The sequence below is a fragment of the Moorena sp. genome (assembly GCF_982860115.1).
In genome coordinates, this window is sequence record NZ_CEYLVT010000006.1 from 26,275 (window position 1) to 52,048 (window position 25,774).

Annotated in this window: 19 protein-coding genes; 11 read left to right on the plus strand and 8 right to left on the minus strand. The window is 42.7% G+C overall.

Features of this window, described 5'->3' with window-relative positions:
* Window positions 1-18: 18 nt before the first annotated feature.
* Window positions 19-1,698: an apolipoprotein N-acyltransferase gene (lnt, locus tag AC4II3_RS02075; RefSeq protein ID WP_488006988.1), complete on the plus strand. Its 1,680-nt coding sequence runs from the start codon at window positions 19-21 to the stop codon at window positions 1,696-1,698.
* Window positions 1,699-1,825: 127 nt separating this feature from the next.
* On the opposite strand, the gene AC4II3_RS02080 is transcribed toward lnt, so the two are convergent.
* The 8 genes from AC4II3_RS02080 to AC4II3_RS02115 all read right to left on the minus strand — a co-directional run bounded on the left by AC4II3_RS02080 (window position 1,826) and on the right by AC4II3_RS02115 (window position 8,297).
* Window positions 1,826-2,578: a class I SAM-dependent methyltransferase gene (locus tag AC4II3_RS02080; RefSeq protein ID WP_488006959.1), complete on the minus strand. Its 753-nt coding sequence runs from the start codon at window positions 2,576-2,578 to the stop codon at window positions 1,826-1,828.
* 70 nt (window positions 2,579-2,648) lie between these two features.
* Window positions 2,649-3,863, minus strand: a complete 1,215-nt coding sequence (locus tag AC4II3_RS02085; protein WP_488006961.1) for an RNA-guided endonuclease InsQ/TnpB family protein — start codon at window positions 3,861-3,863, stop codon at window positions 2,649-2,651.
* A gap of 36 nt (window positions 3,864-3,899) precedes the next feature.
* Window positions 3,900-5,096 (minus strand): BtaA family protein, encoded by a 1,197-nt coding sequence (locus tag AC4II3_RS02090; RefSeq protein ID WP_490722765.1) that lies wholly within the window; start codon window positions 5,094-5,096, stop codon window positions 3,900-3,902.
* A gap of 25 nt (window positions 5,097-5,121) precedes the next feature.
* A complete protein-coding gene (locus tag AC4II3_RS02095; RefSeq protein WP_488006965.1) occupies window positions 5,122-5,763 on the minus strand; it encodes a C40 family peptidase in 642 nt (213 codons plus the stop codon).
* 182 nt (window positions 5,764-5,945) lie between these two features.
* Window positions 5,946-6,578: a YqiA/YcfP family alpha/beta fold hydrolase gene (locus AC4II3_RS02100; RefSeq protein WP_488006967.1), complete on the minus strand. Its 633-nt coding sequence runs from the start codon at window positions 6,576-6,578 to the stop codon at window positions 5,946-5,948.
* Window positions 6,579-6,602: 24 nt separating this feature from the next.
* Window positions 6,603-7,064 carry a Spy/CpxP family protein refolding chaperone gene (locus AC4II3_RS02105; RefSeq protein ID WP_488006968.1) on the minus strand — a complete coding sequence of 154 codons (462 nt, stop codon included), beginning with the start codon at window positions 7,062-7,064 and terminating at the stop codon, window positions 6,603-6,605.
* Between the two features lie 283 nt (window positions 7,065-7,347).
* Window positions 7,348-7,683, minus strand: coding sequence for a hypothetical protein (locus AC4II3_RS02110; RefSeq protein ID WP_488006970.1), 336 nt, complete (start codon window positions 7,681-7,683; stop codon window positions 7,348-7,350).
* On the minus strand, window positions 7,680-8,297 hold the full coding sequence (locus AC4II3_RS02115; protein WP_488006972.1) for a sigma-70 family RNA polymerase sigma factor: 618 nt from the start codon (window positions 8,295-8,297) through the stop codon (window positions 7,680-7,682). Before AC4II3_RS02115 ends, AC4II3_RS02110 begins: the two co-directional genes overlap by 4 nt.
* Before the next feature lie 452 nt (window positions 8,298-8,749).
* Here AC4II3_RS02115 and AC4II3_RS02120 point away from each other — a divergent pair, with 452 nt between their 5' ends.
* From AC4II3_RS02120 to AC4II3_RS02165, 10 genes are all read left to right on the plus strand, one after another.
* Window positions 8,750-10,981: a GumC family protein gene (locus AC4II3_RS02120; RefSeq protein WP_488006974.1), complete on the plus strand. Its 2,232-nt coding sequence runs from the start codon at window positions 8,750-8,752 to the stop codon at window positions 10,979-10,981.
* 390 nt (window positions 10,982-11,371) lie between these two features.
* Window positions 11,372-13,045, plus strand: coding sequence for an alkaline phosphatase family protein (locus tag AC4II3_RS02125; protein WP_488006976.1), 1,674 nt, complete (start codon window positions 11,372-11,374; stop codon window positions 13,043-13,045).
* Between the two features lie 541 nt (window positions 13,046-13,586).
* Window positions 13,587-14,834, plus strand: coding sequence for an O-antigen ligase family protein (locus tag AC4II3_RS02130; protein WP_488006978.1), 1,248 nt, complete (start codon window positions 13,587-13,589; stop codon window positions 14,832-14,834).
* On the plus strand, window positions 14,831-15,925 hold the full coding sequence (locus AC4II3_RS02135) for a glycosyltransferase family 2 protein (RefSeq protein ID WP_488006980.1): 1,095 nt from the start codon (window positions 14,831-14,833) through the stop codon (window positions 15,923-15,925). Before AC4II3_RS02130 ends, AC4II3_RS02135 begins: the two co-directional genes overlap by 4 nt.
* Before the next feature lie 290 nt (window positions 15,926-16,215).
* Complete coding sequence (locus tag AC4II3_RS02140) at window positions 16,216-17,106, plus strand: sulfotransferase domain-containing protein (protein ID WP_488006982.1); 891 nt, start codon at window positions 16,216-16,218, stop codon at window positions 17,104-17,106.
* A gap of 247 nt (window positions 17,107-17,353) precedes the next feature.
* A complete protein-coding gene (locus AC4II3_RS02145) occupies window positions 17,354-18,658 on the plus strand; it encodes an oligosaccharide flippase family protein (protein ID WP_488006984.1) in 1,305 nt (434 codons plus the stop codon).
* Window positions 18,659-19,677: 1,019 nt separating this feature from the next.
* Window positions 19,678-20,913: a glycosyltransferase gene (locus tag AC4II3_RS02150; protein ID WP_488008719.1), complete on the plus strand. Its 1,236-nt coding sequence runs from the start codon at window positions 19,678-19,680 to the stop codon at window positions 20,911-20,913.
* 301 nt (window positions 20,914-21,214) lie between these two features.
* On the plus strand, window positions 21,215-22,144 hold the full coding sequence (locus AC4II3_RS02155) for a sulfotransferase family protein (RefSeq protein WP_488008717.1): 930 nt from the start codon (window positions 21,215-21,217) through the stop codon (window positions 22,142-22,144).
* A gap of 138 nt (window positions 22,145-22,282) precedes the next feature.
* The gene (locus AC4II3_RS02160) at window positions 22,283-23,344 is read left to right on the plus strand and encodes a glycosyltransferase (protein ID WP_488008715.1); all 1,062 of its coding nucleotides are present in this window, start codon (window positions 22,283-22,285) and stop codon (window positions 23,342-23,344) included.
* 401 nt (window positions 23,345-23,745) lie between these two features.
* Window positions 23,746-24,909, plus strand: a complete 1,164-nt coding sequence (locus tag AC4II3_RS02165; protein ID WP_488008713.1) for an endo-1,4-beta-xylanase — start codon at window positions 23,746-23,748, stop codon at window positions 24,907-24,909.
* Window positions 24,910-25,774: the final 865 nt, after the last annotated feature.

Consider the following 25,774-nt stretch of genomic DNA (forward strand, 5'->3'; position numbering starts at 1 on the left):
TTAATCGGTGGCATCCTGATGGGACTGACACCATCACCAACGGAAGCTTGGCCCCTAGCGTGGATTGCCCTAGTGCCGCTATGGTTCATAGTAGTCAGGGGTCAGAGTATTCGTAGCAATGCTTTATCTGGTCTGATCTGGGGTATCGGTTATCACGGCTTAGCTCTATTTTGGATTACTGGTATTCACCCGATGGACTGGATGGGGGTACCATGGCTAGCTAGTATTGCGATCGCATTATTCTGCTGGATAGTCATTACCCTCTGGGGAGCACTCCTAGTAGCTGTCTGGGCAATAGGAATCTCTATCACTCAATCAATTTTCCCATCCATTAAATTCCCTTCCACCAAAGCGACACAACAACGTGATATAAATCCTGATATAAATCCTGATATAAATCTTCCTAACCCCACTCAAAACTATTTTCTTTTAACCTCCTGCCTGCGGGTTCTAATTGGTACAGGATTGTGGTGTGCCATAGAAACCCTGTGGAGTATGAGTCCCCTCTACTGGTCTGGCTTATCCTATACCCAAAGTCCCCATAACCTGATCATTTTGCACCTCGGTCAATTATCCGGTCCGGTAACAGTTACAGCAGCTATTGTAGCAGTCAATGGCTTAATTGCTGAAAGCGGATTAACCCTTAATAAGTTTAACGTTGGTAGCTTTAACGTTGGCAGCTTTAACGTTGAAAGTGATCACAACAACCTACCCTACGGAAACGCCAAGGGCAAACAACATTCAATCCTTTTAGGTATAGCAATCGGGTTATTAATTAGCTTACATTTTATCGGATGGTTACTGTACAGCCAACCAATTGAGCAATCAAAAGATTCTGCTATTAACGTCGGTATTATTCAAGGAAACATCCCCAATGAAATCAAACTTTACTCCGCTGGCTGGCAGCGTGCTATAAAAGGTTACACTACTGGATACCAGACATTAGCAGATCAAAAGGTAGACGCAGTGCTAACTCCTGAAACTGCCTTACCTTTTCTTTGGGAAGAACAGGTTCGCAATGTTAGTTCTTTCTACTCAGCAATATTAGATAAAGGGGTTTTAGTTTGGGTAGGAGGCTATGGACAAAGAGGGCGTAGCCTTACCAATAGTTTGTTTACTGTCACCGGTACTGGTGAGACCTTCAGCCGTTACGATAAGGTCAAATTAGTGCCCTTAGGAGAATATATTCCTTTTGAAGAATTCCTAGAACGTTTAATTGACCGATTATCCCCTCTTGATGCTCACTTAGCCCCAGGTAAACCTGACCAATTATTAGAAACACCCTTTGGTCAAGCAGTGGTAGGAATTTGTTATGAGTCAGCTTTTCCCGAGCAATTCCGCTATCAAGCTGCCGCTGGTGGGCAGTTTATCCTCACTGCATCCAATAATGCCCATTACAGTAATACAATGCCTGCCCAGCACCATGCTCAAGATGTAATGCGCTCCATTGAAACAGATAGGTGGGCTGTTAGAGCAACTAATACTGGCTATTCCGGTATTGTAGACCCCCATGGCAAAACAGTATGGCTATCCGGGATTAATACCTATGAGTTGCACGCAGATACGATTTATCGACGACAGACTCAGACGTTGTATGTGCAGTGGGGGAATTGGTTGACTCCGGTGTTATTAGGGTTAGGGGGAATTGGCTGGTTGGTGTTGGGTTGGTTTGGAGTTAGTGTTGGCTTGGCAAATTAAACAGCGTTGGATTTAATTTGCCTAGACAAGGTAGTAATAAACATGTAGTGGTTTGGCTGCGGTAACCGTCAAGGTTTCCGGGGCTAAAATAACTCCTTTTGTACCACTAAGCCCCATTAGAGGAACTTCAAGTTTTAGATCGTTTGCGACCAATAAACCTATAGTAGGGAACTTTCAAACCAGGTAGGAATGGTAAATTTCCCATCTTTTCTGTCAAAGACACAGTATCAAATTTATGATGCAAGTAGCCTAGGCGATTGGGACAAAGAAAAACGTTATCCGTGGCAAACCAAATCGGCCAGAAGTGACGAGCTAAAAACGAATGACGTTGCAATCCTTCAGGGGGATGTTTGTGAGACACATAAAAATCCACAACCCCGATCATTCCCCCTGGCTTCAAAATCTTTTCAGCTTGCTCAATCGCCGCAAACCATTCGGGAATCATAGTTAAAGAATAGGAAAAAGTGACGATATCCGCCACCCCTTCTGGCGGTAAAAATTGAGTGATATCGGCTTCGACAGTGGTTACATTTGTCCAGCCGTGATCGGCTATTCGCCCTCGCGCCACTTCCAGCAGGGAAGGGGACAAATCCACAATGTAAATTTTACTAAACTTAGAGAGGCGATTAGCAATGGATTCCAAATTCGACCCCGTACCGCCCCCGAAGTCAACCCAGACACAGCCATTGCTATCGCTATCGGCAAGGGATTGATAAAGTTCTTCTCGTCCTTTTAGCAAACGCCGACGAAAGCGATCGTAATCCGTTGATTGAGTACGATAAAAGTTTTCCAATCGCTCTTGATGGCTATCCCCTCGGATCGGTTTGGCTAGATGATAAACCGTTTTGAGATCGCTAATCAAGTCGGATAAAACGCTCATTTTTTCTCTTCCCTCGCCAGTGGAAATAGTTTTAAGCAGTCACCAAATCAGCTATTTGACACTCCCCGTCCTATAAGGACGAGGATTCTTGCTTCATCAGGATTCCAATGAATTTACCCTCTGCAAGCATCTTGACCGTATGCCCTACGGCTGCAAGTCCGCGCATGGCGACTACTTGAGCGGCTGCCACATCTCTATCAGTTGTGTAGCCGCAATTTAAACAAACATGAGTACGTTCAGAAAGCTCTTTCTTGCCAGTCTCAATTCCACAGTTTGGGCAAATCTGGCTTGTCTTACGTGGGTCTACTTTCTGAAAATAAACCCCACGTTTACAACAAGTTTGTTCTAGTATGGTGAAAAATTGTCCAAATCCTGCATCTAAGCAATGTTTGCCCAACATTCCACGAGATAGACCAACAAGATTTAAATTCTCAACAAAGACCATTCCTGCATTGTCACAGATTTGATGAGCTAGTTTTCGATGCCAATCTTTACGGCAATTAGCAATGTACTCATGAAGTTTTGCTACTTTATTCTGTGCTTTTTGCCAATTCTTCGAGCCTATAGGTTTTCTAGAAACACGCTTCTGCAGCAATTTCAGCTTGCGTTCGGCATCACCAAAAAACCTCGGACGTTTGACTAAAAGACCATTGGAAGCTGCCACAAAACTAGTTAAGCCTACATCAATTCCTACTGCTTCACCATGGGGCATTGGTGATGGTAGATCAATATCCCATTGAATGGTCAGCATTACATACCAACCAGAAACTCTTTTTACTATACGGGCTTGTTTGACTACTCCATCATCAGCGATATCCCGTGATTGGCGAAACTTTACCCAACCAATAACGGGAAATTGAACCATGCCAGGCTTAAATCTATCCCCTTTCATTTGAGGAAAAACAAAGGATCTCATTCTCCCTTTTTTCTTAAATCGTGGGAATCCCATATTGCGTTCCCACATATTAGTGAAAGCGGTTTCAACTCTTTTTAAAGTTTGCTGCAATACTTGAGACTGAACCTTTTTCAATTCAGGGTTTTGTTTCTTTGCAGCTGTCAGAGACTTACATTGACTAGCATAGGTGGGACGGGTCGCATCAGCAGGAATTATGTAGCAACGAAGGAGACTACAGGAATTTATCTGACAACTACGAGACTTGTACCAGTCTTTACGCTCAGCTAAAGCATAGTTGTACACCCTACGAGTTACTTCTAGCCACTCGTCAAATATTTGGGATTGTTGTTTGGTGGGTTTGAGTTTGAACTCGTAGGTGAGATTAAACATTGTTTTTCCTCCTGACCTACTATCATCCTGCTTGTTTTAAAACGTCAAATCGGCTATATAAAAACTGCCGTAGGTCTGGACGCGATCGCGTGGGTGCAATTGGTCAGCCAATTCAGTATTGTACATCAATAAGTCTGGTAAAAATCGGTCTTTACCGCCATAACGCACTTGCACCGAATCAAGGTATTCCACTTTGAATCCCCCACTGCGAAACAAAATGCGAGTTTTATCACTGGCTCTAGTCAAAATAGCTTGCCATTCTTTTTGCAATTCTTCGTGATTATACTGACTCAGCCAGTCCATGTGGTCGAGAAGCACGAAGCGAGAAATTCGAGCTTGACAATTTTCCAGAAAGTTGGTTATTGTGCTATTTTCCACCTGAATGCGATCCACTAACCCAGATTTTAGGCGCAGGAAATTTTCTTCCTTTAAATATTGGGGACAGCAATCGGGGGAATATTCTCCATTCAGAAAAACTCGCCAAAAATAGTTATCTTGAATGGGGATCCGAGTAAAGACATTTTCGCAGCGTTGGCGTACAAAGGTCGCGATACTGCCTTCGTCGAGATAGCGTTCCATCTGTTGACGTTGCTGTGCGGGAACACCGAGCATCCACAGGACTAAATCGCTATTGAGGAAGCGATAGAGATAATCTTTCCAAAAGACCGGTTCGATCTCGCGCTGGTAAATTTCCTGCCGTTCTTCTGGGGTTTTGGCATTGAGAATAGCATCGAAACTGGGGCGAATTTTCAGGATGCGATCAATGTAGTAGTTGATAGCGAAAGCAAAATTACCCGTAGTTCCTCGAAAATAAAACGAGCGTGCGCTGTCGAATAATTTAGTTCCTTCTTTGTCCCAATACCCTTGCGAGGGTAAAGATAAATGGGAGCGCAGCTTTTGAGTATAAATCTCGTTAAACTGCTCTAACCTACCGCGACCGAACAATTGAAAAAATTGCTCGAAATCCAGTTCTCGAATCGCCGCAATTTTGAGTTCGAGCAACGCATTTTGTTTGGGATTGACATCGATGGCGTAAATTTGTTTGGGTGCGTCGAGAGCGTATTCCAAAGCGTTGCATCCCGCAGAGGTAATCACGACAACGGTATCGTCAGCTTGCAAGTTTAAGGCAACACGATCGAGTCTGGGATCTTCCCAGCAGGTAACGTAAACGAGATTCTGCTGATGTACCCAACTAAAACCAAGATATCGCCAGATATCTTTGATTGATTGCAATTTTGATAACACAGTTTAACCCTAACTAAATTTCCAGTAATACGGGAGCCTCAAAGCATCCAAAAGTAACTGCTTCTTGGGGTGTTTGCTGGCAAGCCATAACAGAGCCATCGATTGAGCCTGCGATTTGTAAGGCTTGGGTCACCAGTTCCGAACAAAATATTCTTTGTATGTTCTGGCTATCAGAAGGAACCAAATATCGGTTAACTTTCAGCCAAGCTCCGATGGACTTCCAGCAGCTATACCTGACTTGGCGCTCATGAAGGTTCCACAGCCAATTTTGCATTTTATCGATCCCTTCCGAACTTAATGGTTTTGCCAAAGGAACCCACCAGGCTCGTCCGTAGTTTCGATAAGCATTGAGCCAATTCTCCAGGTAGTGAATTTGTACTCCTGGTTTACATTTTTGGTTTCTAAAATCCGGCAAACTTGTGTAACTTGTGGACTCAGCGATCGCCACCTTTCCGTTCCCGTTCGCTTCCAGATCGGAATCCAGGACAATCGCCGTATGACTGTAATCGCTTCCAGTGAACCATCGAATCAGAGCAGCATCGATCTTCAGTCCAGAAAAAGTAATCAGATCTCCTGGTTTAAATGGATAGAGAGACTCAATCAAATTTTGGGGTGGGCTAGAGCGAGAGCTTGTCAATCTAATTGAATCTAACATCAACTTATTCAACTCAATGACAGTAAATGTGAACTCGAGAGTCAACCTCAGTTTCGATCTCGATTCATTTTTTTTGACAGAGTAATTCTAGCCTATAGTGGAATTTTTGGGAAATAATTATTGTGATTATTTCCCGAATAACCTGCTGTTGGATCGGATGTGACACTCACCCCTCAACCGACCTAAAGATCACAAAATTCCCGAACTGCTGCCCAAATTAACCCCATCACATCCCGCAAACCATGTTCGCTCTCCAATTCAACCAATTGCACCCAAGGGCGCGTACTGGCATAATCACGACTCTCGATGATAGGAATCACGTCATCATAGCACCCATGTAGAATCAGAGTAGGTACTTGTCGCCCTAGCTCCAAAGCCTCATAATGACGGGCATCTTCTACGAACTGGTAGTGCAAGGGAAGCTTTCGGTTTTCTCGGTAATGGTAAATGTCTAGATATCCCTGGGAGCGCCACTGATTAAGCTGTTCTGCTCCTAATTTCGGCAACCAATGGTCAAGGAAGCCAAATGCTGGTGCCAGTAGAACCAGTCTCTTGATTTGTGGATTGTTTTGTGCTAAGTGTGCAGCGGTAAAAGCACCCAAACTAGAGCCGATTAACGTGACTGGTGTTCCATCTAAGGGCAGTAATGCTGCCACTTGACTAATCTGGCGACTTATTGTTAAATGATTAAAGTCATCTTGATTAAGGTCAGGAATTGTTAGAGAGACATTGAGGCCAGCAAACGCTTGCTGTAGATACACCCCCTTGGCTGATTCAGGGCTAGATGCAAAACCGTGTAGATAGATAAATCTCAAAATCCTTGTCCTTTGTGGTTCTCCCTAATTTGATAGAGGGTTTTGCTGGCGGCGCTGTCTCATGAATTGAGCAAACTGGATGCGTTGTTCAGGAGTCATCACCTCTCGCATCTGCAACATACTCTCAAGGTGTAATTTTCCTAGCTGCTGGTTCAATAGTTGAACTTGTTGGTATTGAGTACGGATAGTTTCTCTGTCAGCTGTACCCACCATCAACTCACTTAATTTCTGCTTCGCTTGACTCACTTCCTCACGAAGATCTATAATGGATTCTTCATACTCTAGCTTAATAGCTTTTAGCTGCTGCCTTTGCACCTGGTCGAGATTCAGTCGCCTGATTAACCTATCCTTACTCAATTTTGGGTGTTGTTGACCCTCGGGGCTGGGAATCAATTGAGAGGTTACAGGGTTGGAATTAGCTACAGCAGTGCAGCCAGTCAGGGTAACCATGAGAATTGACAAAATATAACCTGGACGTAACAGCATGGAAGTTACCTATAAATGTCTTTAATTTAGAGTTTGTAAGAAATATTGAAGGTTGAAAACTCAACTTGAAGGTTGAAGGTTGAAGGTTGAAGGTTGAAGGTTGAAGGTTAATTGGTTGAAGATTGAAGGTTGAAGGTTGTTCGCGTAGCGTGGCCTTTGGCCAAGGTTCAAGCTTGACAACCCACTTTTACATTGCCATAGCCGTTGGCTAGAGCCAACCTTTTAACAGGTCAAACCTTATCCTCTATAGGTGATCCTGAGGTGATGGTTCCTACTATTTCATTTATTGTCCAGTATTGGCTAAGATCATCCAATCAGCTGGTGGAGTATGAATGACATTGCTCACCGATGTCTCTCCCACAACTCCATGCCAATTTTTCTCTAAGAAAGCTTCTAGAGTGGTTAAATTGTGGGTGCGGTAACCACTCCAAGCCATCAGTAAACCAACAGCGATGGCTGATGGAACTAACCAAAGCTGTGGTTTACGACTAGGCGGTGGGGATAATGCGATCGCATTTATAACTCGTTCCTCCAAGTCAAATGCTGCTGCTGGAGGAGTAGGTCGATGTTGGCGCAGAAATGCTTGCCATTGTTCGTCATCAGATTGAAACTGAGTCATGGCATCTCTCCTTGTTGTTGGATGATATATTTCCGTAGGGAAGTTCGAGCGTGGAAAAGACGAGACTTAACCGTTCCGAGAGCTATGCCCAAAATTTTAGCAACTTCCTTTTGTGGCAAATCCTCTAAATCATGTAGCACCAGCACAGCACGATGGTTCAAGCTCAGCTGTTGCATTCCTTGTTGAATCATGTCCTGATAGTGCAACTGCATCAGATCAGGAGTATGGGAGGATTTGGCATTTTTTAGGGGTAGATCAGCTGTGTCCTCTGGAAGTTGAAGGTTGAAGGCACGTTGCCGTTGCAAATTGCGCCGCTGATCCGATGCCACATTCCAGCAGATCCGGTAAAGCCAGGTGGAAAACTGTGAGGGTTGCCGCAGTTTTGGTAAGCCTTTCCAAACTCGTAGGAACACCTCTTGTACTAAATCATCAAGAGCATAAGCACCACATAGCTGATAGATAGTTGACCTGACCCGCTGCTGATAGCGTCGGTATAGTTGGCGAAAACTCTGCTGGTTGCCCTGTTGGCACTGCAATACCAACTCTGTGTCTGTGCTGGTTGTTTTTGCAGCAGCAGAATCTTCTTTGGAAGCCTGGGCTGATCTGACTGACAACTCTGGGTTCTCCCTCACCGCTTTGTTTTCCGATGTTATTTAGACTCACTGGCTAACAGAATGGTTCAATCTGGGAAAAGTTTCGCCAAGAATGGAACCAGCGGGGGTAGGCTGACCGGGTTTGGGTTAGGTCGGAAGATAGAAAAGTCAACAGCTCCAGGGATTCCTGGTCTTACTGAAACAACAATCGGTCGCCAAACCCTACCCCCGTTGGCCCTATAGCAGACAGCCGGTCAGCCCCTTAACTTTCTTATGGTCACAAGAAGCACGGAAAATTTGCAGATCTTTACCAACTCTTTAATGTCGAGTTACCTTTGATATGATTAACTTTTATTATTATTTCCATATATATAGGTTGCATCTGAAGGATGGCAGGGTTGGTAGCTAATCCGCACCAATACCAAAAATTATTTTATTGTGCAATCTACCTAGGGAGAGCCCCTTAAGAACTTATGGAGTCTAGAAGTTCTATAGATCTCGATCTTAGCCAATACTTACTACTATTGAAACGTCGTTGGCTGCCAGCGGTTGCTATTTTCCTATTTACAGTTATCTCAGCAGCCTGGTCTACCTTGTTTCTCAAGCCTTCCTATGAAGCTGAAGGAAAACTACTGTTTAAGATAGACCGAACCGCTTTCTTGACTGGGTTGGGGGAAGAAATTGACCAGTTACGCCCTCTGGTTGATGCCCAGAACCCTCTGAGTACCGAAGTTGAGGTGATTTACTCCCACCCCCTTCTGCAACAGATCATTGATCAACTCAACCTCACTAATAACGAAGGTCTACCTTTGGAACCGGAAGCCCTCAAAAGAAAGCTCACTGTCAAAATTGTCGGTGGCACCGATGTGGTTAGGCTTTCCTACAAGGGTAACAACTCAGAAAAAGGGGCTGCAGTGATCAATCAATTAATGAGGCTTTATATAGAGAATCAGATCCTATCCAAAAAGTCGGAAGCCGCAAAAGCCCGTGAGTTTATTACTAACCAACTTCCTCAAAGTGAAGCCAATGTCAGGCAAGCAGAAGCTGCTCTACGGCAATTTAAAGAACGCAATCAGGTTGTATCCCTCACAGAAGAAGCCCGGTCTTTGGTAGCGGTGATGGCTGACTTAGACAGCAAAATTACCACAGTTCAAGCTCAACTTGAAGAAGCCAATGCCCAAGCTGCTGGCTTGAGAAACCAGGTCGGTCTTAATCCCCAGCAGGCAATAGCTATTAGTGCCCTGAGTCAGTCTACTTCCGTACAGGGGGTACTCCAAGAACTGCAAGAGGTTGAGCGGCAATTAGCGGTTGGGAGAAATCGTTACGGTAAAAATCACCCGGTCATGATTCGGCTGACCAAGCAGCAACGCTCCCTCAGAGGTCATTTACAACAGCAGATTAATCAAATACTAGGCTCTGGGAGTCTGGCTAGTACTCAGATACAAATTACTCAAGGGCTTTTAGAAGTTGACCAGCTCAAACAAAAACTGATTAACGATTTTATTGAATCAGAAGTCAAACGTCAGAGTTTAGCAGAAGGCTTAGCAACTCTTGCTAACGCTAGAATTGCCTATGAACAACGGGTAAATGTTCTTCCTCGGTTGGAGCAAACTCAGCAGCAGCTCGAACAACGAGTCCAAGCTGCCCGCTTGACCTATGAAACCCTGTTGAAAAATCTCAATGAATTAAAGGTCGCAGAAAACCAAGATACCGCTAATGCTCGCATCATTGAGCCAGCAATAGTTCCTAAAAAGCCTTTAGGTGATAAGAAAATAAAGGTGTTGGCTCTAGGGGTGATGTTGGGGGTCACACTAGCCACGACTGCTGTCTTGCTCTTGGAAATGAGAGACCGCTCCATCAAAACTCTCAAGGAAGTCAAGCAGTTATTAAGATATCCTGTGCTAGGGGTGATTCCAGTTTTCAAGCACAAGAAGCTTTCCCATCGTCGGGATGACCTATTCTTTGGAGGAGAATTGCCCGTAAGAGACCAGCCTCATTCCATGGTCAGTGAAGTTTACCGGATGATTCAAGCGAATCTGAAATTTCTCAAGTCTGATCACCCACCTAAAGTTATTGTAGTCACTAGCTCCGTTTCCAAAGAAGGCAAATCTACCGTATCAGCAAACTTGGCCGCTGCTATGGCTCAACTGGGGCGTCGGGTCTTGCTAATTGATTCCGATATGCGTCACCCCAGTCAGCACTATATTTGGCAAGTAATGAATGTGGCTGGTTTGAGCCAGGTACTCATTGGTGAAGTGCCTCTAGAGCTTGCCATCTGTCAAGCCATGGAAAATCTTGATATTCTCACTGCTGGGGTAATGCCTCCTAATCCTTTGGCACTGCTGGATTCAAAGCAAATGGCTTCCCTGATTCAGGAATTTTCAACCCAATATGACTTTGTGATTATTGATGCCCCACCCTTACTTCTAACTGCTGATGCCCTTTGCTTAAGTCCAATGACTGATGGCATGTTGTTGGTAGCTCGACCAGGTGTTCTGGATTTTGCTAATGCTAATGTGGCTAAACAAATGTTAGATAGTTCTGGTCAGACGGTTTTGGGTTTGGTGGCTAATGGTGTCATTCAAAAAGATGAATCGATTGGTTACTTTTACCAATCACAGGAATACTTCCATCATGGCTCAGTCAGAAGATTGGCACAGCGTCAAGCTCAGACTCAAAAAAACTGGAATCTTTCCCGGAGATGATTCAAAACTATGACTTATGACTACTCGCTATTCCCTAGAAGCAAACACTATAAATTAACTATGTAATCCCCTGGATTATTCCAGTCTATAAATAGAGTAAACCCCTATTTTTGTATTTATGAGTTAATGCCATTACTAATACTTAAATTATGAATATAGTGAGCAATTAAGCATTATTATTAAACTATCAAATCCGGTTAACCAATTTCCAAGCAAAATAGGATGTTTGAGAATAGGTAATTACTAATCGGTAATCCTAAACTAGATAATCATAAACTAACTACCAATTTACCGATTAATAATATCATGCTTAGTCAAGCCGACATGATCTTATGGATTAGCTTGAGTTTTATGTAAAAAGTTATGTAAAAAATTATCTAAAAAACTACTATGAAAACCCCTGTAATAGCTATTGGAATGGATGCAGCTGACCCGCTATTGTTGGAGAAGTGGATGTCCCAAGGACATCTGAAGACCCTCAACAAAATACGGCAACAAGGAATCTATGGTCGCCTGAACAATACCGTTAACTACAACAATAAGACAGTAGAATTTTCCTCCACTGAACCCTTGTGGGTGATGTTCTCTACCGGTTGTTTACCAGATAAAACCGGTTTTTGGGATACCATAAAATTCTATCCAGACACTTATAAAGTAGTCTGCGACAAAGTTTATAGTGGATACGATTATAAAGAGTATAATCCCTTTTATGCCTTAGGGGATGACTACCGGGTTGCTGCCTTTGATGTACCAGTATCAGCACTGTCAGATCAAATTAATGGCTTACAAATTTTGGGTTGGGGGGGACATTATCCCTTTGTGCCAAGCCATTCTCAACCGCCGGAATTATTGCCGAATATTATTGCCCAATACGGCAAAAACCCAGTGCTCCATAAAGATAATGGTCGCTGGTGGGATCCAGTTTATTTTAAATGGATTCAGGAAGCTCTAACAACGAGTATCTCCACCCGCTCAGAGATTTGCCAGGATTTACTTCAGCGTGAACCGTGGGACTTGTTCGTGACCGGTTTCGGTGAAACTCACAGTGCTGGTCATGACCTGTGGGACCGCAGCCAACCAGATCACCAGCTCTACCCTTACCAGAGCAAAAAGAATGGTAAGGCTGGAGACCCGATGCTGAAAATCTTTGAAGCGGTGGATGATGCGATCGCAAAAATTATCGCTGCTGCCCCTAAAGATGCCTATATCTTGTGTTTCGCAGTTCATGGCATGGCTGCCAATGTTACTGATTTGATGAGCATGATGTTCCTGCCAGAATTGGTCTATCGGTATAACTTCCCTGGCAAGTATGCCATTACTCCCAGCAAAATCGGGGTCACTCCCCCACCACCAATTACTCGTCCAATCCGCAACTCTTGGCCAGGGGAAGTATGGCGACAGATTTATGAACCCAATCCCATTAAGCAGTTGTTCAACACCTGGACCCATAAAGCCTTTTTACAATCTGGGCAACACGGTTTACTCTCCCCTTATCCCCTCATGAAGCACAAGGTGCAATTGGGTTGGATGCCAGCTACTCTATATACTCCCCTGTGGCCCAAGATGAAAGCCTTTGCTTTACCCGCCTTTGCTGATGGACATATTCGCATCAACCTCAAAGGACGGGAACGAGATGGTATTGTTGAGCCTTCCGAGTATGATGCTCTGTGCGATAACCTAACAGACTTCCTTTATCGCCTTACCGATGGCAGGACAGGAGAACCATTAGTGAAACAAGTAGTGCGCACCCATAACGTAGCCACAGATGATAACCCCAAACTGCCAGATGCTGACCTAGTAGTGGTATGGCACGAGTGTCCCACAGATGTAGTGGATAGTCCTGATGTGGGACGCATTGGTCCAATTACCTATAATCGTCCTGGTGGTCACCGAGCCAGAGGCTTTTTGATGGCAAGCGGACCAGGAATTACCCCAGGTTCTAGTTTGCCAGAGGCTCATCCTGTAGATATAGCCCCAACCATCTTGACCTTGATGGGAGCACCCATTCCAGACTACTTTGATGGCAAATCTCTACTTAGTCCGACTTTATCCATCTCAGCCTGACATATAAATAAACCCTATCCCTAGGGTTTATTTATATGTCAGGCTAATTCCTGAGCCTCTTAGATTCAGCCGGTTTAAGGGTGTAGATGCACTCTTAGCTGGCCAGATGCTACTAACTTGACACAATGTCATTCATTGCCCTAGTTCGCAACTATAGGATTGACCCATTAAAATCCGACAATTACAGATTTAGATCAGGTTTTGTATACAGGTTATCTGTTCACTAACACAATTTTTGTATAAAGTAAGCTCCTGTAGAACAGGATCACTGCTTAATATCAAGTTCAGGAGTATTACTAATCTTAGGTCAGGGTTTACCCAAAACCTGTGAAGTCAAGCAATATCAGAGTTGTGAAATGCCATAATCCTGCTGCACCTTGCCTATTCCTTTACCAGCAAGCTTGCTACAGTTATATGGCTAGTTTCATTATACCACAAAGAAGCCTCAAAACATGATATAAGTTCTGAATTAGTAACTTTTTGCATATAACATTATGACTACAATAGTATACCTACAATTTTTTAATATAAACCAGGGTTGATGATAAAACTGTTGGCATTTTTTGAACCAATTTTCACTACTGTTTCATTGGTACTCTATTCAGGAGGAGTACTCACTGTCCTTTTATCAGGAGGCAGAAGTGAGGGGGATGTCATACAAGAATTTGATTCCTCCCTCAGTAGATTGCTATTCGTATTAATTTATCTCGTTACCTTTTTCCTCCTAACACTACGGTGGAAAAAAGTACTTTATCTCCTCAGTAAAGATAGATGGCTCAGTCTGTTGGTGGGGATAGCAGTAGTATCTGTTTTATGGTCTTCTGAACCAACAACGACTATCAACCGTGCTGTTGCCCTAATTGGCACAACATTGTTTGGTGTTTACCTCGCCAGCCGCTACACCATGAAAGAACAGCTAGAAATGCTGGGTTGGGCATTCGGAGTAGCAATATTGCTCAGTTTTCTGTTTATTGTGGCTCTGCCGAAATACGGGATTATGGGGGGAGTTCATGCTGGAACTTGGCGAGGAATATACGTCCATAAAAATGTTCTTGGCAAAGTAATGGTGCCCAGTGCAGTCGTATTTTTGCTCCTGGCTATTCGGGGCAAAAAAAATAATTTACTGTTGTGGGGGGGGTTTGGCTTTGCCGTAATTCTTTTACTATTTACCACTTCAAAAACTGCACTGGTTAGTCTTATAATTATGTTATTATCTCTATATCTATACCGGATGTTACGGTGGCGATATGACCTACTGATTCCGGCTATATTTGCCATGACAACATTCGGAGGCAGCGTCTTAATCTGGTTGTTAGATAATGCAGACGCTTTGCTAGGTACAATCGGTAAAGATGCTACCTTAACCGGTCGTACAAAGCTATGGCCCTTCGTGTTGGACATGATTGATAAACAGCCGTGGCTCGGTTATGGCTATGGTTCATTCTGGAATGGCTTGAATGGTCAATCTGCCTATGTCTGGCGTGCAGTATTGTGGCCAGCTCCCAACGCCCACAATGGCTTGCTTGACCTATGGCTAGCTTTAGGAATCTTGGGAGTATTAATCTACCTAATTGGATTTAGTTTTAGTTTACTAAGAGCTATTGCTTGGCTCCGTGTAAGTAAAACATCAGAGAATCTCTGGCCATTATTGTTCTTAACCTATACCGTGTTAGCCAATATCACAGAGACGTCAGTGATGATACAAAACAATATCTTTTGGGTACTCTACACATCTGTAGCTCTTTCGGTGCTTATTCCATTAGAGCGACAAAAAAACATATTGAAATGAATGAAAACTTTCAGTTATTAGTCAGTATTGTCATCAACAACTACAATTACGGTCAGTTTCTACCTCAAGCAATTGACAGTAGCCTGAGTCAGACTTATCCAAATACCGAAGTCATAGTAGTGGATGATGAGTCCACTGACAACTCTCAGGAGATTATCACTAGCTACGGTGACCAAATTATTCCTATCCTCAAGAAAAATGGTGGGCAAGCATCCGCGCTCAATGCCGGTTTTTATGTCAGCCGTGGGGAGATTGTAATTTTTTTAGATGCTGATGATTACTTATTCCCTAATGCGGTGTCCGAAGTGGTCGCCGTTTGGAAACCAGGGGTAGTCCAGGTGCAATATCGTTTAGAGTTGGTCAATGCCCTTAGTGAATTTATTGGTATCCATCCAGCTCCAGACATAAAATTTGATAGTGGCACCGTTTGGCCAATTTTGTTGGAGAAGGGAAAGTACAGCAGTACTGTAACCAGTGGCAATAGTTTTGCAAGGTCAGCACTAGCTCAAATTTTTCCTATACCCGAATCTGATTTTACCATAGCTGCTGATGGTTATCTAGTCACCCTGAACCCATTTTATGGGCAAGTGGTATCGATTGAAAAACCCCTTGGGGCATACCGACAACATGGGAATAATTTGTGGGCTTTTTCTAAGGGAACCATTCCCATTGAACGGTTTCGTCGGTCTATCAACCATGATTTCATCAAGTATAACTATTTAGTACGCAAGGCGACGGAGTTAGGCTATCAGGTATGCCCGGATTTGAACTTTCGTGACCCCAATCATTTGATTCACCGTATCGCTTCTTTACGACTAGATCCTCACCATCATCCTTTTGCTTCTGATTCCCCTTTAGTTTTAGCTTACAAAGGATATTGGTCAATCTGGAAATATTCTAAATTTAATTGGAAAAAGAAGCTACTCTGGAGTCATTGGTTTCTGTGGGTAGGAATAATGCCCTATAGTATGGTAAAATCAGTAATTTATTGGCCCCTTAGTTCAGCATCTCGTCCTACAATTATTCTCTGGCTAGTGAAAATAATCCGCATAGTGAGACGGCTATTGACCTATAAACAATTGACTTCTTAACTCATGCTCAGGAGAGCTGAAATCATTGGTATTATGTGAGTAGTACTAACTCCCAATATAATTTTATTATAAGTAATTTATTAGCTAATTATTTCAGTCTCCCATCTTAAAATTATTCTATGAATATAGAAAATAATCCGTATACCTACCTATAGTGGAGTCTATATATTAGTAAATAAAATCAGCCAAATTACTTAGGATAATAAGCAATATAGTCAATTGTTTTGTAGATTTTTATATAGGTAGAATTAACGGCGAAATAGCAGTGCTATATTACGAGAGAGTTGTTAGTGACTTTACCGAACTTTTTAATCATTGGAGCCCAAAAGGCTGGAACTACCTGGTTAGCCCATAATCTCAAGGAACATCCTGAGGTATTTATACCTGGCGATGAGATTCATTACTTTAATAAAAGGTATAATCTCAACCAAGGTATTGAATGGTATAAACAACACTTTGCTGATGTTAATGGGGAAAAAGCAATTGGAGAAAAAACTCCTAATTACTTATGGATCGACCCATTACCTGATGCCCAGGGTAAAGTCTACTATGACCCTCTCGAAGAAATTCCATATTCCCATCGGCTGATCTATGAGACATTGCCTGAAGCCAAACTTATTGTAGTCCTAAGAAATCCAGTTGAACGAGCCATTGCTGCTGTGAATCACTTTATCAAAAATGGAGTGATATCTGTCAATGATGACCTTGATGAGCTATTAGTTGGTGATAAACAATCCCTAGTTGAGCGCTATGGCATCATTGATATGGGACGATATTATCGCCAACTGCAAGCATACTATGACTACTTCGATCCTAACCAAATGCTAATTCTAGTGTTTGAAGAAGACATTGCTAAAAACTCAGACGATTCTCTGAAAAAGGTTTGTGAATTCCTTGACATAGATTCTTCATTTGATTTTAGTAAAAAGTCTAAGAAAGTCCATCAAAGCACTAGTTCACCAATTGCTCGTTATCTGGGAACCCGTTTCCCATTTATGCGTGGCTTGATCAATCGTGTTGATCAACGCTTACCCTTACAACACCAAAAGCTTCGGCCCAGTCCATCAGCGATTCAAAAACTCTACACTATCTATGCCAATGACAATCAAAAGCTATTCAAATTATTGGGGCGGGAGATATCGGCATGGTATAGCAAAGAATTAGTGGGACTAAGCAGCTAGTCAGCCTAAGGGTGAGCATAATGAAAAATTAGCCATCTAAGCAGGGATAAATCAGATAATACATAAGTTGCCTTCAGAGGTATTATGATGCTAACTTTTAGAGTAATATCTTCGATGGCAACTTGGTATAATTCATACCAATTTCCTGATTGTATTCTTAGTCTAGGTAATCAGAGATAATTTTCGATTAATGATCAATTTGGCAGGAAATCCTAGCAGCAAAAAGGTATGATCCAAACTACTTGATATGAATTTTCAATCCCTCAAATCCAGGCTCATTGGCATATTTCAGAAATCCCTAGTACGTAACACGTTGTGGATGCTATTGGCTAAATTTCTGAAGATGATTGTCCAAGCCGCCTACTTCGTGATGATTGCTCGTACCCTCGGTGCTCAACAGTATGGTTTGTTTGCTAGTTTGACGGCTTTAGCGGCGATTATATCGCCTTTTGCTACCTGGGGTAGTGGAGATGTTTTAATTAAAAATGTCTCTAGAAACCGAGCATTATTCAAGGAATACTGGGGCAATGCGCTATTGATGATTTTTACCTCTAGTAGCGTGCTAATTGCCTTAGTTATGCTTATAGCTCCAGCTATTTTACCTGAAGAAACCTCGCCCCTGCTAATATTTTTGGTATTTTTGTCTGACTTACTCTTTTTGAAAATTTTAGCCACCGCTGGTCAGGCATTTATCGCAGTCAGTCAGCTTAAGCACACCGCTCAGATTCATTTTTTACTTAGTCTAAAAAACTTAGTGGCAACACTTTGTTTTGTTAGCTTCTTTCAGACATCAGATATTGTAGTTTGGGGAGCTTTATATATGGCTAGTACAGCAATAACAGCTGGGATTGGATTTCTGATGGTACATCGGATGTTAGGCACTCCTAAATTGGCCATATCAAAGATCAAGCCGGAGATGCTTCAGGGATTCTACTTTTCTGTCAACCTTTGTGCTGAAACGGTTAACAACAATGTAGATAAAACCATGCTGGCGCGTCTTTCTACATTACAAGCTACAGGTATATATGCTGCTGCATACCGTTTAATTGATGTGGCATTTGTCCCTGTACAATCTATGTTAGCAGCTTCCTATGCCAAGTTTTTTCAGCACGGAGCCGCTGGCATCCGGGGAAGTCTCAATCTGGCCAAGCGTCTATCACCAATTGCTGGTATGTACGGAATAGCTGCTGGTATCGGGTTGTTTATCTCAGCTCCAATGGTACCCTACATCATAGGTGAAGACTATAGGGAGGTAGTCAATGCGTTACGTTGGTTAGCACCGATACCGTTTTTTAAAGCCATGCAGTTTTTTGCGGCGGACACCCTGACTGGTGCTGGATTTCAAGGGTTGCGTAGTAGCATACAAGTAACGGCAGCTCTGTTGAACTTTTCGTTAAACCTTTGGTTAATTCCTCTGTATTCATGGAAGGGAGCTGCCTGGTCAAGTTTAACCTCAGATTCCTTGAGGATGCTCAGCTTATGGCTATTAGTGTTTGTCTTATATCGGCAAGAGGTGACCAGAAGCAAGCGCCTTCAAGAATCGGAACATTAATCTTTATCCTCTTTCTCTAAGAGGGATGCAACATAAGATTGTTGGGTAATTGGTCGTAGGTAATTGCTCATGGGTAATTTGTCATGGTTAATTGGTAATCGGATCACCATTACCCATGACCTTGGCTGATTTTTACAAAAAATTTGCTGTTACTTAGGATGACATTTAACTTTCTTTAATAAAGCTTTACATAATTTTTCCGGATATTCTCTTAGAATCAACTAGAGCTAGCAATAAGTCTCTGGCAAAGCCAATCAGCACGTTGGCTTGCTTTTAATTCCTACCTCGGACTTCTAACTAAAGTCTGAGTAAAATCCGATTGATAGTGCTTTTGAAAACCCTCGTAAGCAATTATAGTCAGTGATTAACTATACCGCCCTACTATGGCAGGTAGGAGTTAGGCAAATACTTAGTCTACAAGAGTTTGCGTACTCCTGTTTATCAAGTAGTTCGTCCAGTGACTTTACAGTATTTATAGTGTATGACTAGCATCACCAAAATTTCTCAATTTTTGATGCAGTCGCTCATGGTTTGGGTTCTGTGTGCTGAACCTGCGTCCGCACCTGTCTTTATGCAGTCGCTCATGGGGGGAACCCCCTTTGGCGGCTTAGGTGCGCTTTCCGTTGGCGAATTTAATTCGCCACGGGTCGCACCTCTGCATCGCTTTCAACCCCTGACTCCTATATTGCTCCGATTAATATTGCTCCGATTAATACAAAGGGGTATATTACCGACGGAGTTCCGATTCATATCTTTTCAAAATCTGAACTATTCAAAGGGTTTGATATTGCTTAATTTAAGCTGTATTTAACTAGTGATTTAACTATAGATGATCACTATAAAGTGGTAAAATTGCATACTTATTGTATAACTATTATTTAAACTATATTAGAATAATACATTTTAAATATACCTAATTTATGGAACATATAGGTTATTAGATAATGATAAGTCAGTGCTGATAATTATTATGACTAATTCTATAGCAGTAAACAACTGAGAGGAATAGTAGCACTATTATGAAGATTACATTAGTATGCCATGATATTCCCTATCCGCCCATCCATGGGGCGCGATTAGACATGTGGCGAAGGATAAAAGCTTTCTCTAATTTAGGGACTGAGCTACAAGTTATCTGCTGGTGTAGCCATAGGCCAAAACCAGAGGAAGTCCTGGAAATTAGGAAGTATGCCAAGCAAGTTTTTTTTATAAAGTTTCCAAAGACACTCGGCTATTTTATTCGGCGGATAATTGACTTACTCAAGTATCCTTTGGAAGTGACATCTAGAATTGTTAGAGGTAAAGAATTCAAGCTATTACTCTCTGATGTGGCTGCGTTTAATCCTGATGTCATCTTCCTAGATGGTATTCACGGTGGAGAAGTAGCAAGTCAGTTAAGTCAACACTTGAATCGGCTGCTGGTTATTCGCTCTCACAATATCGAGCATTTGTACTATAAGCGAAAACTGGCTTCTGCCAAAGGGTTAAACAAGCTCAAACGATATTTATCACTGTCTAACTTAGCAAAGTATGAAATCAATTTACTAAAAAAGAGTACTTTATTTTACGATATATCCCTAGATGACCTAAATTTTTGGAGAAGTCAAGGATTGACAAATGGTCGCTACTTACCTCCTCTGATTGAGTTTACTGAAGAGAATAGGGAAGCAATATCCAGAGATAAACTAAGCACAAATCCTGTCTATGATATCGTTTTTTTGGGTAACCTCTTTTCGGACAACAATGTAGCGGGAATAATCTGGTTTATTACCGAAGTTATGCCTATAATACGTTTGGCATTACCAACATTTACTGTTTTAATAGCGGGTTCAAATCCTGTCCAGCACGTTAGGCAGCTATGTGAGGAAACTGCAGAAGTTGATCTGAAAATAAATCCAGTGTCTTCTACAGAAGTATACAAGTCGGGGCGGGTTCTCATTAATCCAGTTTCAGCTGGGAGTGGCGTTAGTATAAAGTCCCTAGAAATGCTGGTTTCTGGTAGACCAATTGTTTCTACACCACAGGGAATAGCAGGTCTACCAGAACAGGTTCATCACTACTTTGAAATTGCTCTAGATAAGTCATCCTTTGCAGAAGCAATTATCCGATTTTTGTCCAATCCTTTCAGGGAGAATGTTAATCCAGGTGTGCTTGAGGACTTGTTTGGTTATAAAGCAATAGAAGGCGTTATTTCAGAACTAGATTCTCGGGTTTCACTTTCAAAGTCTAACCAGTTAGCTCGATCTAGATCTTGATATACCAATTCTCAATTGGATGAGGTACTACGCCCTTGGGGTTAATGGGATTAGGCAGTAGGCAGTTAATCCTGAGGGGTTGCAAAAATTGACTGACCTTATAACTAGGATAAACGCTATATCGCTAACTATTGATAATTTTTATACTATTTTTAAGGTTTAGTGGTGATTAAATTTTAGTTGGCATTTTAGTTAGCATACTTGAGCCTGATTTCGATGTTTATATAAAAAAAACTAAATCATTGATTGAGTAACAATAAAACTATTAACTGTAAATTCAGTAAAATATAAATAAATATAAATGAAGAAACAACGTTTAATTACTAATATCAGCTACTATCTTACCTCGTGGTTTTTGAATCACTGGCAAGTTGGCAAACGCCCAATTTTGATTTTAGGTCATGGTCGCAGCGGTACAAGTTGGGTCGGTAAAACATTGTCCACCGCAAATCGTGCTATATACTACTACGAGCCATGTAATCCAGAGATTACTGGAAAAGGCAACATGGATACATGGTTCCGATATACACGACCTGGTGAGCAAGATGACTTGCTTGAAAATGCTTTTGATAATGTCTTCAAAGGTCTACCTTTTGGAGGCGGTTGGTACCGAGGTTTCTGGGCTAGAGCACTGCCTAATTATCAAATTATCGTTAAAGATGTAGCATCTCTGATGTCCATTGAGTGGGTTTTCAAGCGCTACAATCCAAAACTATTGGTAATTGTTCGACATCCTTGCCCCACCATATTATCAGAAATTAACAAAGAAACTCCTGCTGAGCTTTCCCGAGATACTCTATTACATCAATCTAGCTTATTTCAAGATCATCTCGAACCCTACCGCTCAGTGATAGAGCAAGCAAAAACGCCAATAGAAATATTTGCAGCTATCTGGGCAGCAAGACATCGTGTTGTAGCCGATGCATTGTCTCGAAATCCTGAATGCTTATTGGTCTTTTATGAGGACTTATGCTTAGACCCTATTAGTAAGTTTAAAGAGCTATTTGAGCACTTTGAATTGCCATGGACTAGGCGGGTAGAAAACCATGTACTCCAGAGTTCAACTAACAATATACCCGGTCGTTATTCCAAGGTACGTATAAGCACCCAACAAATAAATAAATGGAAACAAACGATGAAGCAATCTGAAGTCGAGGTTGTGCGTCATTATGTTCAACTGTTCAATTTGCCATTTTATCAGTCTGATCAATTCTGGTCACTAGAAACCTGAAATCGTTTACGTTTTTTTAAAGCTATGCAGTTCTTGGTGTTAGACACCTTGACTGGTAATGGATTTCAAGGTTTAGGTAGTAGCGTGCAAGTAACGGCAGCTCTAAAGTTAACCAAAGCTCAATAGACTAAGTGCAATATGAAAATTCTTGCCCAACCAGCCTTTAAAGATCGTGAAAAAAACCCTTATACCTGGCTAGTTTACACCCACCTGGCTACTTTGGGGGTTGATGTCCATGAGTTTTATCCTCAAAAATTGCTTATAAATGATTATTCTATCTGGCATCGGCACTGGCCAGAACGAAATTTAAATGAACCTAACTTATTCAGAGCGATCCCAAAAACGTTAGCTCTATTATTATTGATGATTTTGGCTCGCTGGCGGGGGACAAAAATTGTTTGGACAGTACACAACTTAGCATCTCATGAACAGCTTTACCCGCAACTAGAGGCTTGGTTCTGGAAAGCCTTTACAAGGCAGTTAGATGGTTACATTAACCTTAGCAAAACTGGGATGAAAGCTGCCCAAGAGCGCTTCCCTCAGTTAAAGAATATTCCTGGTTTTGTAGTACCCCATGGTCACTACCGAGGGCAGTATCCTAATCAAGTCAGTTCTCAAGAAGCTCGCAACTACCTAGGAATTAAAAATTCGGCAAAAGTATTGCTTTTGTTTGGCAAAATTAGACCTTACAAAAATGCTACTCAATTGATGCGAGTTTTCCGACATTTTTTTGACCCAGAAGCCATACTCTACATTGTGGGTAGTCCAGATTTTCCTGAATTAGCAGCAGAAATTGAAAGGGAATCCGCCTTAGATCAACGAGTGCGAATTAACCTAAATTTCATACCTCAAGACCATATGCAATGGTACTTCAGTGCTGCTGACTTAGTTATTTTGCCGTACCGCGAGATTTTAAACTCTGGTAGTGCTTTCTTAGCCCTATCTTTTAACCGACCCATATTAGTTCCTAAAATTGGCGCTCTGCCTGAAGTTCAAGACCAAGTTGGTGAAGAATGGGTCTATACCTATACAGGAGAGATTACTGATTATCACATTGAAAACGCTTTAAATTGGGCGTTAAACACTCCCCGTCCAGAACAAGCTCCCCTAGAGGCTTTTGATTGGCAAGAACTAGCCAATCAAACGATTAATGCCTACAAGGAAATTGCCAACGACTCCAGAAAAAAAAGGACGAAATGACAATAGCGCGACCAGAATCATCAATTTATTGATGGCTGCAAAATTCGTGGGCTACCTCACTAAATCAATTAGTTTTTTGGGGTAAAAAAAATCGGTTTAAAACCGTAAGCATAAGCTTACAGCACCTCAAGTAGCGTGATCATTGCCGTAGCGTGGCCTTTGGCCTTGGCCTTTGGATGTTCGCCTAGGGTGCGCCTAGCGCGCATATGCTTACGGTAAGCTTATCATGTTTATTATTGGTCTTATTGAGATAACTAGACCGATATTTTTTTACCATAAATTCCGGCATTTTTTACCAAATAAACTTTTTCTGCTATTTTGTCACCCCCTCAGCTATAAATGGCTGAAATAATTAAAGCTAGGCATATTAGGTGATGATTTATAGGAGTAAAAACAAGTTAATGATTGGACGACGTGAATTATTACTGGGTTTAGGTAGCTTAGCCAGTGTCGGCCCTCTGACAAGGTGTAATATGATACATACTCACCAAGTTCAAGCTATTGATGACCCGAACCGAGACTTTGCAGTAGCTCAAGGAGCTTCTTTAAAAGAGCGTGCAGCAGCAAAAGGATTAATTTATGGAGCCGAGAGTCGATTCCGAGACCTATCCTCAAACCCAGCCTTAGCCACCCGTTTTGCTCAAGAGTGTGCCATGCTGGTTCCCGGATGGGGACTAAAGTGGTTTGTTTCTACTCCTTCTTCCCCTCCCCTGTGCCCTCACCCCCATCAGTTTGACTTTACGGCTGGGGATTGGATGGCAGACTTTGCCGAGACTCATCGATTGCTGTTTCGGGGACATACTCTTGTTTGGCACATCTCATTACCCCCTTGGTTTGAGGAGACAGTAAACCGCCAAAATGCGCTTTCGTTCTTGGTTAGACATATTAAGACAGTGGCTGGGCGTTATGCTGGACAAATGCACTCCTGGGATGTGGTGAATGAAGCGATCGCTACCTTCCAAGGACGGGCAGATGGTTTACGCAAAACGCCATGGTTAAAATTTTTAGGTCCAAAATACATTGACCTAGCCTTTCGCATTGCAGCTGTTGCTGACCCCAAGGCAATGTTACTCTACAACGAGTATGGACTGAGTTATGATTCGAGTGATGAGCAAGCCAAGCGTAGGGCTGTCTTGAAGCTACTAGAGGGGTTGAAGTCCCAGGGAACCCCCTGTCATGCCCTGGGAATCCAGGCTCACTTGCGAGGGAACAAACGGATTAACCCCCAAAGCCTGCGGAAGTTTCTCCGGGATGTGGCAAGTATGGGTTTTAAAATCTTGATTACTGAACTAGATGTCAGAGATGACAAGTTACCAAAGGATGTGATGGTACGCGATCGCATGGTGGCTCAAGCTTATGAAGATTATCTGTCTGTGGTACTTGATGAGCCAGCAGTGATTGCAGTAGTGACCTGGGGATTTAGCGATCGCTACACATACTTAAGTAGCTTCCATCCCCGGTCAGATGGTGCGCCAGTGCGACCTCTACCTCTCGATGCAGATTTCAAGCCCAAGTTAGCCTGGAATGCGATCGCTCGTGCTTTTGATAATGCTCCTAAGCGTTGAATCATTAGACCTTTGGGAAAATTAACTTTCAGCTGAAATCTCAAAAGGGTTAATGGTTCATTTTCACGCCTATGTTTATATATAGGTTTATATATAGCATTTCTCAATTGGGTGAGGTAGAGAGTCCTGGGTTAATGAAAGTCGGGAGTCGGGAGTCGGGAGTCGGGATGCAGTCGCTTATGGCGCATGGGTCTGTGTGCAGAACCTGCGTCCGCACCTTGAAAGCCCTGTGGAAACCACGGCAGTCGCTTATGGCGCATGGGGCTGTGTGCGGAACCTGCGTCCACACCTGTCAGCCATGCAAAGCGCGAGTGGTTTGTTCGCGAAGCGTGGCCTACGGCCAAGTTACCGTAAGACAGTTGAGCCTTAATCAATAAGTTTTAACCCTTTTCTGCATAGCCTATCAACTATAAAGGCTCAACTGTCTTACGGTTTCGTCTCCGGGGGAAACCCCCGCATGAAGGCACCGGTAGTCGCTCATGGGGGGACCCCCAAGACCGCGCTACCTCGCTGCATCGCTGAAAGCCCCGTGGAAACCACGGCAAAGCGCGAGTGGGGGGAACCCCCCCATGAAGGCGCTGGCCCCCTTTGAAAGCACTGGCTCCCCAAGACCGTAATGGTGCGTTTGACCTAAGCGAATTAAATTCGCCACGGGTCGCACCTCTGCATCGCTTTACTAACGACGTTGTTTTGCTTGGTCAAAGGCTTGCGCATTGTTCCTCGAAAGAACAACCCAGTATTTCAATCAGGAGCCTGACGTGCTTTAAGCGTGGTAACGACGTTGTTTTGCTTGGTCAAAGGCTTCACAAAGTTCCTCGAAAGAACAACCCAGTATTTCAATCAGGAGCCTGACGTGCTTTAAGCG

Bases quoted from the DNA above. Each gene is read 5' to 3' on its own strand.
- lnt (WP_488006988.1), top strand. From the start codon at position 19: ATGGGACTGACACCATCACCAACGGAAGCTTGGCCCCTAGCGTGGATT.
- AC4II3_RS02080 (WP_488006959.1), bottom strand. From the start codon at position 2,578: ATGAGCGTTTTATCCGACTTGATTAGCGATCTCAAAACGGTTTATCAT.
- AC4II3_RS02085 (WP_488006961.1), bottom strand. From the start codon at position 3,863: ATGTTTAATCTCACCTACGAGTTCAAACTCAAACCCACCAAACAACAA.
- AC4II3_RS02095 (WP_488006965.1), bottom strand. From the start codon at position 5,763: ATGTTAGATTCAATTAGATTGACAAGCTCTCGCTCTAGCCCACCCCAA.
- AC4II3_RS02105 (WP_488006968.1), bottom strand. From the start codon at position 7,064: ATGCTGTTACGTCCAGGTTATATTTTGTCAATTCTCATGGTTACCCTG.
- AC4II3_RS02110 (WP_488006970.1), bottom strand. From the start codon at position 7,683: ATGACTCAGTTTCAATCTGATGACGAACAATGGCAAGCATTTCTGCGC.
- AC4II3_RS02120 (WP_488006974.1), top strand. From the start codon at position 8,750: ATGGAGTCTAGAAGTTCTATAGATCTCGATCTTAGCCAATACTTACTA.
- AC4II3_RS02125 (WP_488006976.1), top strand. From the start codon at position 11,372: ATGAAAACCCCTGTAATAGCTATTGGAATGGATGCAGCTGACCCGCTA.
- AC4II3_RS02130 (WP_488006978.1), top strand. From the start codon at position 13,587: ATGATAAAACTGTTGGCATTTTTTGAACCAATTTTCACTACTGTTTCA.
- AC4II3_RS02135 (WP_488006980.1), top strand. From the start codon at position 14,831: ATGAATGAAAACTTTCAGTTATTAGTCAGTATTGTCATCAACAACTAC.
- AC4II3_RS02145 (WP_488006984.1), top strand. From the start codon at position 17,354: ATGAATTTTCAATCCCTCAAATCCAGGCTCATTGGCATATTTCAGAAA.
- AC4II3_RS02150 (WP_488008719.1), top strand. From the start codon at position 19,678: ATGAAGATTACATTAGTATGCCATGATATTCCCTATCCGCCCATCCAT.
- AC4II3_RS02155 (WP_488008717.1), top strand. From the start codon at position 21,215: ATGAAGAAACAACGTTTAATTACTAATATCAGCTACTATCTTACCTCG.
- AC4II3_RS02160 (WP_488008715.1), top strand. From the start codon at position 22,283: ATGAAAATTCTTGCCCAACCAGCCTTTAAAGATCGTGAAAAAAACCCT.
- AC4II3_RS02165 (WP_488008713.1), top strand. From the start codon at position 23,746: ATGATTGGACGACGTGAATTATTACTGGGTTTAGGTAGCTTAGCCAGT.